At 68.4% G+C, this 11,648-nt stretch carries 8 protein-coding genes; 4 read left to right on the forward strand and 4 right to left on the reverse strand.

Going from position 1 to position 11,648, the window contains the following annotated elements; all coding sequences use genetic code 11:
* The first annotated feature begins 40 nt into the window (after nt 1-40).
* On the forward strand, nt 41-2,020 hold the full coding sequence (locus tag ASE31_RS12465) for an adenylate/guanylate cyclase domain-containing protein (protein WP_057201937.1): 1,980 nt from the start codon (nt 41-43) through the stop codon (nt 2,018-2,020).
* A gap of 70 nt (nt 2,021-2,090) precedes the next feature.
* Nucleotides 2,091-5,444 carry a FecR domain-containing protein gene (locus tag ASE31_RS12470; protein ID WP_057201939.1) on the forward strand — a complete coding sequence of 1,118 codons (3,354 nt, stop codon included), beginning with the start codon at nt 2,091-2,093 and terminating at the stop codon, nt 5,442-5,444.
* 15 nt (nt 5,445-5,459) lie between these two features.
* Here ASE31_RS12470 and ASE31_RS12475 read toward each other — a convergent pair whose 3' ends face one another.
* Nucleotides 5,460-6,764, reverse strand: coding sequence for a tryptophan--tRNA ligase (locus ASE31_RS12475; RefSeq protein WP_057201940.1), 1,305 nt, complete (start codon nt 6,762-6,764; stop codon nt 5,460-5,462).
* Between the two features lie 49 nt (nt 6,765-6,813).
* Entirely contained in the window at nt 6,814-7,470 is a 657-nt protein-coding gene (locus ASE31_RS12480) for a site-2 protease family protein (protein WP_057201941.1), read from the reverse strand.
* A gap of 187 nt (nt 7,471-7,657) precedes the next feature.
* Between ASE31_RS12480 and ASE31_RS12485 the strand changes: the two genes are divergently transcribed.
* Nucleotides 7,658-8,857 carry a methyl-accepting chemotaxis protein gene (locus ASE31_RS12485; protein WP_057202528.1) on the forward strand — a complete coding sequence of 400 codons (1,200 nt, stop codon included), beginning with the start codon at nt 7,658-7,660 and terminating at the stop codon, nt 8,855-8,857.
* Nucleotides 8,858-8,860: 3 nt separating this feature from the next.
* Here ASE31_RS12485 and ASE31_RS12490 read toward each other — a convergent pair whose 3' ends face one another.
* Complete coding sequence (locus ASE31_RS12490) at nt 8,861-9,496, reverse strand: L-threonylcarbamoyladenylate synthase (protein WP_057201942.1); 636 nt, start codon at nt 9,494-9,496, stop codon at nt 8,861-8,863.
* An 18-nt stretch (nt 9,497-9,514) separates the two neighbouring features.
* Entirely contained in the window at nt 9,515-10,384 is an 870-nt protein-coding gene (locus ASE31_RS12495) for a 3',5'-nucleoside bisphosphate phosphatase (protein WP_057201943.1), read from the reverse strand.
* 190 nt (nt 10,385-10,574) lie between these two features.
* Here ASE31_RS12495 and ASE31_RS31585 point away from each other — a divergent pair.
* Nucleotides 10,575-11,648: HAMP domain-containing protein (locus tag ASE31_RS31585; protein WP_157412482.1), on the forward strand; the 1,074-nt coding region annotated here is incomplete at its 3' end.

Raw genomic sequence — 11,648 nt, forward strand, 5'->3', positions numbered from 1 at the left:
GCGCCCTGGGATACAGTGCGTTACATATGATGGGAGTTGTATGGCCTGGATCCGGTCGGCGTTGGCAGGGGATGCGGGGCGCCAGTGGGCGCTGCGCCTGCTGGTGCCGCTGGTGCTGCTGGCCGTGCTGCACCTGCTGCCGGTCTGGCAGCCGCTGCAGCGCCTGGAATACGATCTTTTCAGCAGCCTGACGGCGCCCGTGCGGCCCGATGCCGGTGTGGTGGTCGTCGGTATCGACGAGCCCAGCCTCGCGGCCCTGCAGGCCGCGCCTCCGCTGCCCCGGCGGCTGCATGCGCAATTGGTCGACGCGCTTTCCGCGTCCGGCGCAGCGGGGCTCGGCATCGACCTGCTGCTGTCCACCGCCCAGTCCCCTGAGGACGATGCGGCCCTGGGCCTAGCCCTGCAGGGGCGTATGCCGGTGGTGCTGGCCAGCGCCCAGGTGGCCGTCCAGAGCGGGCAGGTGGCGCAGTACCAGCAGACGGTGATGTCCGTCTTCGACCAGGCGCGCCACGGCGACGTGGGCATGCACCCCGACGATGACGGCGTGCAGCGCAGCGCACCCGGGCACAGCGATGCCATGTGGCGTGTACTCGCGCAGGCGGCGGGCCGCACCATCGTGGCACCGCCACCCGGCGCGCTGCTGCGCTACTACGCCCTCGAGGTGGCATTGCCTTACGTGCACTACACCCAGGCGCTGGACCCGGCGCGGCAGCTGCCGCCTGGCGCACTGCAGGGGCGCCTGCTGCTGCTCGGCCAGAACACACCGGTGGGCGGGGTGGACCAGTTCACCACGCCGCTGCGGGCGCTGGGCCAGGGCACGCAGTCGGGCGTGCTGCTGCATGCCACGGCACTCATCAACGGCCTGACCGGTGACTGGATCGTGCCCGCGCACCCGGCGGGCCCGCTGCTGCAGGCGGCAGCGGCCATTGCCCTGGTGGCGGCGCTCACGCGGCGCTGGCGCGCCTGGCTGGCCGTGTGGCTGAGCGTGGCACTGGCCCTGTTGGCGCTGATCGGCGGGCTGTGGGCCTACCTGCAGGGCGTGTGGTGGCCCACGCTGCCCACGCTGGTGGCGCTGGCGCTGCACTTCAATGTGGGCGCGACCGACAGCTACTGGCGTGAGCGGCGCCAGCGCGAGCGTCTGCGGCTGGATTTCGGGCGCTACGTGCCGCCGGCCGTGGTCAGCGCGCTGATCGCCAGTGGGGCGGCACCGGCCATCAGCGGCGAGCGGCGCGTGCTCACGCTGCTGTTCTCGGACCTGGCGGGCTTCACCTCGGCCAGCGAGCACCTGCCACCCGAGGCGGTGGCGCGTGCGCTCAACGCCTACTTCACGCGTATGACCCATGCCGTGCACCGCCATGGCGGCACGCTCGACAAATTCATCGGCGATGCCGTGATGGCCTTTTGGAACGCACCCGTGGCCGAGCCGCAGCACGCGGCACGCGCCCTGGCCTGCGCGCAGGAGATGCAGGTGGAAATGAACGCCTTGCGCAGTCAGTGGGCAGGAACCCCCTTTGCCGGGCTGCAGCTGCGCATTGGCCTGCACACGGGCGAGGCGGCCGTGGGGCACCTGGGCTCCGAAGGCCGCTTCACTTACACCGCCGTGGGCGACGCGGTGAACACCGCCGCCCGGCTGGAAGGCGCCAACAAGGCCTTCGGCACCGGCATCCTGCTGTCCGAAGCCACGCGCAGCGCGCTGCCGAAGGATGGTGTCCAACCGCCGCAGCTGCTCTGGCTCGACGCCGTGGTACTGGCTGGCCGCAGCAGCGGCATCGATGTCTACACCCCGTGCGACGACGCGCCGCTCGTGGCCACCAGCCTGGCTTTGCAGGCCCATGTGCATGCGGGCCACTGGGACGAGGCCCTGGCGTGCTGCGCCGAATGGCGGGCACGGGCCGTGCACCTGGCGCCGCTGTGGGCCGCCCAGGCCGACCGGCTGCAGGCGCACGTGCAGGGCCTGGCCGATGCCCAGGGACCTGCTGCGGCCGGTGCTGAAGCATTTGCGCACGCGCTGGAAAAATAACCCTGAAAGGCCCGCTATGCCGTCGACACGCTTGTGGATCACGACCCCGGTTGCCCTGGGAGCGTGCGCCTTGTGCCTGCCCGGCGCCTGGGCCCAGTGCGCGGGGGTGTCCGCTGCGCCAGACGCCGTGGCTGCGCAGGTCGTGGCCCTGGCCGGGCAAGGCCAGACTCGGCCGGCAGGCCAGGGCCCCTGGTCACCGGCCGCACTGGCCCAGCAACTGGGCGCGGGTGCGGGCGTGCGCACGCTGGAGTTGTCGTCGGCCGCGCTGCTGCTGGCCGACCGCACGCAGATCCGCATGTCGGCCAACGCGCAGCTGCGCCTGTGCGAGTCGCAGCCCGAGCGCACCCTGCTGGAGCTGGCCGCCGGCCGGCTGTGGGCGCGCACCAAGAAAACCCCGGCCTCGCTGCAGCTGCAGACCCCGGCAGCCCTGGCCGTGGTGCGCGGCACCGACTGGGACGTGGAGGTGGATGCGGCGGGCCGCACGACGCTCACCGTGCTCTCGGGCCAGGTCGACCTGTCCAACGATTTCGGCCGGGTGGAGCTGGGCCCGTCGGAGCAGGGCACTGCGGAGCCTGGCAAGGCACCGGTCAAGCGCGTGCTGGTGCGCCCGCGCGACCGGGTGCAGTGGGTCATGGCCAACCCGGTGGATGCCGCGCGCTGGGCCGAGCTGCAGGGCCCCGATGTGGCGCCCCCGTTGTACTCCATCCGCGACGACCTGCGCACGGGCCAGTGGCCGCGCGCACGCGAGCGGCTGCTGGCGTTGTCCGCCAGCGGGCAGGGCGGGGCTGTGGTGGAGTTGCTGCTGGCCGACCTCGAAGTTTTCGACGACCGCATGGACGCGGCCCAGCAGCGCCTGGCCAACGCCTGGCAGCGCACGCAGGACCCGCGCACGGCAGCGCGCCGGGCCGAGCTGCTGATGGTGCTGGACCAGGGCGCACAGGCACGCGCCTGGCTCGATGCCGCGCGCGCCCGGGCACCCGAGGCCACGGCGCTGTTGCTGGCCGATGCCGATTGGCACCGCCTGGAAGGGCGTGGCGAGGAGGCCATCGCCCTGTACCGGCGTGCCGTGGCCGGTGCCGAGGCACGCCAGGAGCCCGCTACCGACCGGGCCGCTGCCCAGTGGGGCTTGGGGCGCGCCCTGCGTGAGCGCGGCGACCTGCGCGGTGCGCGCCAGGCCCTGGCAAGCGCTGTAGCGCTGGCGCCAGAGCACCCGGCCTACCAGGGCGAGCAGGCCACGCTGGCGGCCGAGGCCTTGAGGTTGCTCGATGCCCAAAGCGGTTTCGCGGCAGCCCTGGCCCAGGCGGGTGACGACTATGTGAGCCTGGCAGGCGCGGGCCTGCTGGCACTGCAGCAGGGCGACCCCGCCGCCGCCCGCACCCAGCTGCTCAAGGCCCTGGTGATCGAGCCGCGCTACGCCCGCGCCCAGGTGTGGCTGGCCGTGGCCGAGTACCAACTGGGCGAGCGCGCGGCCGCGCTCGACTCGCTGGCGCGCGCCCGCGTGGCCGACCCAAACGACCCGCTGCCCTGGCAGATCGAGTCGGTGCTGCGCAATGACCAGGGTGAGCCTGTGGAGGCGATTTCCGCCGCGCGCGAGGCGCTCACGCGGCTGCCCTACCTCAAGTCGCTGGACCCGCTCACCAGTGACAGCCAGGGCTCGGCCAACCTGGGCAAGGCGCTTGGTGATTTCGGCATGGAGCACTGGGCGCGCGCCTATGCCAGCGCCTCGTACTACCCGCTGTGGGCGGGCAGCCACTTCTTTCTGGCGAACCGCTACGAGAGCGATTTCAGCCGCAATTCCGAGCGTTACCAGGGCTACCTGAGCGACCCGACGGCCTTTGGCGCCAGCGAAAAGCAGGCGCCGCTGATGCTCACGCAGGGGGGCGAGTGGCTGTGGATTGCCAGTGCCGAGCGCGGCCCGGTGCAGGACAAACTGGCCGCCGATGTCGGCCACCATGGCTTTGCCGCCGCGCCGGTGCCCCTGGCCTGGCAGGTGCGCACCAACGGCGTGCAGATGTGGTCGAACAACGGCGGCGCGCCCAGCTACCGCCTGTCGTCGCCGGGCTTCGATCTGGCGCTGGGCATGCGCCCCACGGAGAGCCTGGGCCTGTTCCTGCTGCACACCGAGGACCGGCTGCGCTACAGCTTTCCGCAAGGGCGCGATTTCGGCAACGGCATCACCTTCAATGGCCTGGCGCGCCAGCGCTCTGAGCGAACGGACCTGGGTGGCTCCTGGCGCTGGTCACCCGATGCGCAGACCTGGCTCAAGCTGCACCGCGCACGCTTTGGCCAGGGCCTGGTGCTCGACGATGCCACCTACGGCCCGCAGGATTCACGCATCACCGATTCGGACGACGGCGTGCTGCTGCGCCACACGGTGCAGTGGGGCCCCCGTCGCCTGAGCCTGGGCTGGGAGGGTACCCGCGGAGCATCCGACTCGGGCCTGTCCGACCCGGTGGTCACCTCCACCCAGCGCACACAGGCGCGCTTTCAGATGCCCTGGCTGGCGGGCGAATGGCGCGATGGCCCCTGGACCTGGCATGCCGAAGCCTACTGGCCGCGCCTGGCCGTGCGCTACGGCGAGCGCTTCTTCGATTCGCTGACCGACGAGGACCTGGCGGACCCCACAGCCGAGCATGGCGGCCATGCGCGCCACCCCTTGCCGCGGTTGGGCATGTCCTACCGCATGGGGCCGGGCCGGGCGCTGCACCTGGCCTATATCGAAAACGTGCGCTCACCCAGTGCGCACACGCTCTCGCCCGTCGCGCAGGGCGCCATCGCCATCGACCACCACTACCAGTTGCCAGGCAGCTTCGGGCGCAAGCGCGCGGCGCAACTGGATTGGGAGTTCAATGAACGCACCTTCGGCTTCGCCATGCTGTCCAGCCAGGACATCGTGAACCCCACGTTTGCCAACGGCAGCCTGGTACTGCCGCCCCGGGGCCTGGTGAACCTGGACCGCGTGGGCAGCCTGGGCGCGCAGATCCAGACCGGGCAGACTGTGGTGGACCCCTACAACGAGAACCCTGTGTTCAGCCAGGGCCGGTTGCACCAGGCGGGCGTGGCGCTCAACCGCGTGCTGGCGCCGCGCTGGAGTGTGCTGGGCAGCTACACCTGGGCGCAATCGCGCAACCTGGGCAGCCAGTTCGGTGGAAACGCCTTGCCGGGGTTTGCGCGGCACACGGTGGCGCTGGCCAGCGTATGGAAGCATGGCGGGCGCGACCTGTCTGCCGGATCGCTGGTCTACCGCGGTTCACGTTTTGCCGACGAGGCCAATGGCATTCCACGCCGGCCGGGCTGGGATCTGGTGCTGGTGCATTCCATGGATTCGGCGGACCGGCGCTGGTCCTTCATCGCCACGGCGCAGGCGCCGCTCAATGGCGACACCCGGCCGACCCTGTGGGCGCGCGTGCGCTACAGGGATTGAAGGGGCGCGGCTGTATCAGCTGGCAGCGGCTGCATCCGCCAGCGCCTGCAGCGCCGCCGTCACGTCGGCCGGTTCCACTCCGTCCACTGGCGCCAGCCGGGGTGCCAGCGCCTGCAGGGCATCACCACCCTTTTGCAGTTGGCCGATGGCCTGCCCTGCTTCCTTGGGCGCATCGAAGCCCGTGCTCTGCAGCAGCAGGCGGCCGTCTGCCGCCACGAGCTTGAAGTAGAACTTGCCATCGGCCTCGCGGTACTGCTTGAACGAGGGCAGGGCCACCTTGGCTGTCTTGGCCGCTTTGGTGGCCGTGCCGGCCTGCACCAGGCTGCGCAGGCCCACGGCCGAGCGCAGCTCGCGGATGAAGGGCGTGGCCAGCGTGCGGGCGCGCTCGGCGCCGGCCAGCAGCGTCTGCTCGATGCGGGCGGGGTTGTTGATCAGCTCTTCGTACTGCGCGCGCATGGGGGCGATCACCTGGTCCACGCGTTCGAGCAGCACCTGCTTGGCGTCGCCCCAGGCAATGCCGTCGGCGTACTGCTGGCGTAGCGCGGCGGTCTCGGCCTCGTTGGCGAAGGCCTGGTAGATCTGGAACAGGGCCGAGCCCTCCACCTCCTTGGCCTCGCCGGGCGCGCGCGAGTCGGTCAGGATGCCGCCGATGAGTTTCTTGAGCTGCTCGCGCGAGCTGAACAGCGGGATGGTGTTGTCGTAGCTCTTGCTCATCTTGCGGCCGTCCAGGCCGGGCAGGGTGGCCACATGCTCGTCGATCGCGGCCTCGGGCAGCACGAAGTGCTCGCCATACAGGTGGTTGAAGCTGGCCGCCATGTCGCGCGCCATCTCGATGTGCTGGATCTGGTCACGGCCCACGGGCACCTTGTGCGCCTTGAACATCAGGATGTCGGCGCCCATGAGCACGGGGTACATGAACAGGCCAGCGGTCACGCCGTCGTCGGCATCGCGCTCGGCCGCCACATTCTTGTCCACGCTGGCCTTGTAGGCATGGGCGCGGTTGAGCACGCCCTTGCCGGTCACGCAGGTCAGCAGCCAGGTGAGCTCAGGGATCTCGGGGATGTCGGACTGGCGGTAGAACGTGACCTTCTCGGGGTTCAGGCCCGCGGCCAGCCAGCTGGCGGCGATCTCCAGCGTGGAGCGCTGGATGCGCACCGGGTCCTCGCACTTGATGAGCGCGTGGTAGTCGGCCAGGAAGTAGAAGCTCTGCACGCCGGGCGTGAGGCTGGCCGCCACCGAGGGGCGGATGGAACCCACGAAGTTGCCCAGGTGGGGCGTGCCCGTGGTGGTGATGCCGGTGAGAAAACGCGTGGTGCTCATGGGAAGGTGAATTCAGCGAAATAAGAAAGTTCAAGACTAGTCATGCGCGTCACAGGAACGGAGAAATCAGCCAATTAAGGAAACCGTAGCCCGCAAGCATCAATGGCTCCATCCAGACAGTGCTCAACACTCCCGTAAGTACCAGGCCCAGCACGATGAAGAATCCAAAAGGCTCGACGCGGGACACCAAGTGCGCTTGTTTCCAGGGCAGTAGACCCACCAGTATGCGACCGCCATCCAACGGAGGGATAGGGAAGAGGTTGAATGCACAAAGCACCAGATTAACTTTTATTCCGGCTTGGGCAACCGCTAGAAAAAAGATCTCTTGCACATCAGCCTTTTTGAGACCGATAAAGATCACGGTCCACAAAATAGCTTGTATGAAGTTGGAGGCTGGCCCCGCCAATGCCACCCAAATCATGTCCCGCTTGGGGTTGCGCAGATTGTTGAAATTTACTGGCACGGGTTTGGCATACCCGAGCAGGAATGCACCTGAGAAGGAGAAAAGCAGCAACAAAGGCATCAGGATGGTGCCGATGGGATCGATGTGCTTGAGCGGGTTGAGCGTGACCCGCCCCATCATGTAGGCTGTGTTGTCTCCGTAATACCGGGCGACGTACCCGTGGGCGGCTTCGTGCACAGTGATGGCAAACAGCACGGGCAAGGCATGAATGAGAATGGCTTGGATAATTTGAGAGGTGTCCACCGGTCCAATTGTCTCAGACGCGCGACATCCGCTCCTCCAAGCAGGTTCCTGGCGGGATTGTTACCATGCCATGGCTGTTTCAAATGGATACAGGCGTGGCAGACTAGGCGCAGGCCCTGCCCGCGCTACATTGAGCGCAACGGTCGCCGTATATATACATACAACATTGACATCGGAGATGAATCCCATGGGCCTGGATCGTTTGAAGATTGGAACCCGCCTCATATTGGCGTTCGGCCTCATCGGCCTGATGGTGGCCATCCTGATGGCCGTAGCCTTGAGCGGGGTGGGCAGTGCGGAAAATGCGTACAAGGCCTCGGTGGCGGCCGCCACTGGTCTTACCGATGCGCAGCGCGGTCCGCTGGAGCAGGCCATCCGCCAGGGCCATGGCCACCTGCAGAGCGTGCGCACCTGGGTCTCGGTGCTGGGCGCGGGCGTATTCATCGTGGCGCTGGTGGCCTTCGTGCTGCTGCGCAATGGCATCGTGGCACCGCTGAACCAGGCCATCCTGATTGCTGAGACGGTGGCTTCGGGCGATCTGAGCCAGGAATTTTCGTCCGAGCTCGAAGGCGACTTCGGACGCCTGCTCACGGCGCTGGGCACCATGGAAGACACGCTGACCGAACTGGTCTCGGGCATCAAGCAGTCCACGGACTCGATCACCGAGGCGGCGGCGGACATCGATTCGGGCAATTCCGACCTGGCGCGCCGCACCGAAGACCAGGTCAGCTCCCTGGCCGACACGGCTGGCAGCATGGCCGAGTTGACCACCACCGTGCGCCAGAACGCCGAGCGCGCCCGCTCGGCCAGCAGCCTGGCCGTGAACGCCTCGCAAATCGCCGAGCGCGGTGGCGCCGTGGTGGGTGACGTGGTGCAGACCATGCAGGCCATCAGCGGCAGCTCGCGCAAGATCGTGGACATCATCCAGGTCATCGAAGGCATTGCCTTCCAGACCAACATCCTGGCCCTGAATGCGGCGGTGGAAGCCGCCCGCGCGGGCGAGCAGGGCCGGGGTTTTGCCGTGGTGGCCAGCGAGGTGCGCAGCCTCGCGCAGCGCAGTGCCGTGGCGGCCCGCGAGATCAAGACCCTGATCAGCCAGTCGGTGGACCAGGTCGAGAGCGGCGCCGGCCACGTGGGCCGCGCCGGCAAGACCATGGAAGAGATCGTGGGCGCAGTCGGCCAGGTCAGCACGCTGCTGGGCGAGATCTCGGGTGCGCTGCACGCCCAAAGCTCGGGCATCGAGCACGTGAACGGTGCCGTGGCGCAGATGGACAGCGCCACGCAGCAGAACGCGGCCCTGGTCCAGCAGGCGGCCAGCGCCGCCTCGGCCCTGTCGTCGCGCGCGCAAGACCTGCAGCGCGCCGTGGGCGCGTTCAAGCTGGATTGAGGGTTACAGGCCCAGTGCCTGCAGGCTGCCGCGGCCTTCGCGCACCACTTCAGGGTCGCCGCCCGTGCCCATGGGCGTCAGGTCCACCACCGTGGTGGGCTCGCGGGGGCAGGCCCCGGCATCCACGATGGCATCCACCAGCTTTTCGTAGCGCTCGCGGATTTCTTCCGGGTCGTTCAGGGGCTCGGTCTCGCCGGCAGGGATCAGCGTGGTGGCCAGCAGCGGGGCGCCATGCTGCTCCAGCAGCAACTGCAATACCTTGCTTTCCGGCACGCGCAGGCCGATGGTCTTGCGCGACGGATGGCTCACGCGGCGCGGTACTTCCTTGGTGGCTTCGAGGATGAAGGTGTACGGCCCGGGTGTGCCCAGCTTGAGCAGGCGGTACTGCCGGTTGTCCACGCGGGCGTAGTTGGCCAGCTCCGAAAGGTCGCGGCACAGCAGGGTCAGGTGGTGCTTGTCGTCGACCTGGCGGATGCGGCGCAGCCTGTCCACCGCATCCTTGTCATCGAGGTGGCACACCAGCGCATAGCTCGAATCGGTGGGTACGGCGACGATGCCGCCCTTTTGCAGCAGTGTCGCCGCCTGCTTGAGCAGACGGGGCTGGGGGTTGTCGGGGTGGACTTCGAAGTACTGGGCCATGGAAAAGAAGAATTCAGGTCAGGTGGCGGCCGCCTGGCGGATGCGGTCGGCCAGCAGTTCCCAGACGGGGGTCAGCGTGCCGGGCAGCGGCGGCAGCGTGCCCAGGTCGGTGTGCGACTCGTCAGGGCTGTGGAAATCGCTGCCGCGCGACGCGGCCAGGCCGAACTCCTGGGCCATCGCGGCGTAGGTCACGTACTCCGGCGGGCTGTGGCTGCCGGTCACCACCTCCACGCCGCGCCCGCCATGGGCCTTGAATTCCGAGAACAGCGCGTATTCTTCGTTCGCACTGAACTTGTAGCGTGCCGGGTGGGCAATCACCGCCACGCCCCCGGCCTCGGTGATCCAGCGCACGGCATCGCCCAGGCTGGCCCAGCGGTGTGGCACATAGCCGGGTTTGCCCTCGGTGAGAAAGCGGCGAAACACCTCGGAGGTGTCCCGGCAGACCCCGGTTTCGACGAGAAAGCGTGCGAAATGCGTGCGCGATATCAGTGCCGGGTTGCCCACGAACTGCAGCGCGCCCTCATAGGCACCTGCGATGCCGGCCTGGGCGAGTTGCTGCGCCATGTCCTGGGCGCGTTCACCCCGTCCGCCGCGGGTGGCGGCCAGGCCGGCGGCCAGTTGGGTATTGTCGGGATCGAAGCCCAGGCCTACGATGTGGACGGTGGTGTCGGCAAAGGTCACCGAGATCTCGACACCCGTGAGGTAGGCCATGCCCTGTGCGCTGGCCGCAACTGCGGCCCGGTGTTGGCCGCCGATCTCGTCATGGTCGGTCAGCGCCCACAACTCGACCCCGTTGGCCTTGGCACGGGCTGCCAGGTCTTCGGGGGTCATGGTTCCGTCGGATACCACGGAATGGCAATGCAGGTCGGCGTTGAGCAAGTGGGTCACAGAGGCATTTTAGGGCTTGTACCGATAACGCGGCGTGCTGATTCCAGCAACACTGGTTACAAGCAGGCCAAGGCACCTCCCGGTGCCCGCTTGCTGTCCTGGCAGCTATCGCTGGTTTGACGGTTTTCCTAAGGCAAGAACTCACAGAGCCGGGCCAGTTGCCTGTCCCGGTAGAGCGTAAGGATCAACCATGAATTTCAACAACCTGCGCGTGGCCCACAAGATGTGGAGCGTGATCCTGGGCCTGCTGGCGCTGATGCTGGTGGCCGCCATCTTCACGCAGTGGAACGGGCGACGGGTGACCGCCGAGACCGAGGCAGCCGTCGAGAAGTATGAGTCCGCCATCACCACGGCGGTGAGCTGGCGGGGGCTGGCCGAGGTGGCCGTCACCATGTCGATGGCCAGCTTCGTGACCACGGACGCGGCGCTCAAGGCCGATTTCGACACGCGCGTGGCGGCCCTCACGGCCCGCATCACGCCGGTGCAGGAAAAGATCAGCAAATCTTCGGTGTCGGCCGACGACAAGGCGGCGCTGGCCCAGGTGGCCGCCACGCGCGCCGACATCCGCGGCCAGGCCGACAAGCTCAAGGCGCTGACCGATGCAGGTGATGCGGCGGCCAAGCAGGAGTACCTCGCAAGTGTCTACCGCCCGAAGGCGGTGGCCTACCTGGAGTCGATCGACAAGTTCGTGGCGGCCCAGGAGCGCCAGCGCGACCAGGCCGTGCAGGCGGCGCACGCGACCCGCGACAACCTCGTGGTGATCGGCGCGGCCAGCGCCGTCGTGGTGGTCGTCCTTGGCATGCTGATGGCCGCCTTGCTGGTGCGCTCCATCACGCGGCCGCTTGACCGGGCGGTGACCCTGGCCGAGGCCATTTCTGCAGGCGATCTGACGCAGGACATCCAGGACGACCGCAAGGATGAGCTCGGGGTGCTGACCCGGGCCCTGTCCACGATGTCCACCCGCCTGCGCTCCGTGGTGAGCGAGGTGCGGGTTGGCGTGAATTCCGTCTCTTCGGCCTCGGTGGAGATCGCCAATGGCAACCACGACCTGTCGGCACGCACCGAGCAGACGGCGTCCAACCTCGAGGAAACGGCGGCCAGCATGGAGCAGTTGACGGCCACGGTGTCGCAATCGGCCGACACGGCGCGCCAGGCGAATCAGCTGGCCGGCACGGCCGCCCAGGCTGCAGCGCGCGGTGGCGAAGTGGTGGGCCAGGTGGTCAGCAGCATGCAGCAGATCACCGACAGCTCGCGCAAGATCGCC

It is taken from the genome of Acidovorax sp. Root217 (assembly GCF_001428645.1).
GTDB lineage: Bacteria > Pseudomonadota > Gammaproteobacteria > Burkholderiales > Burkholderiaceae_C > Acidovorax.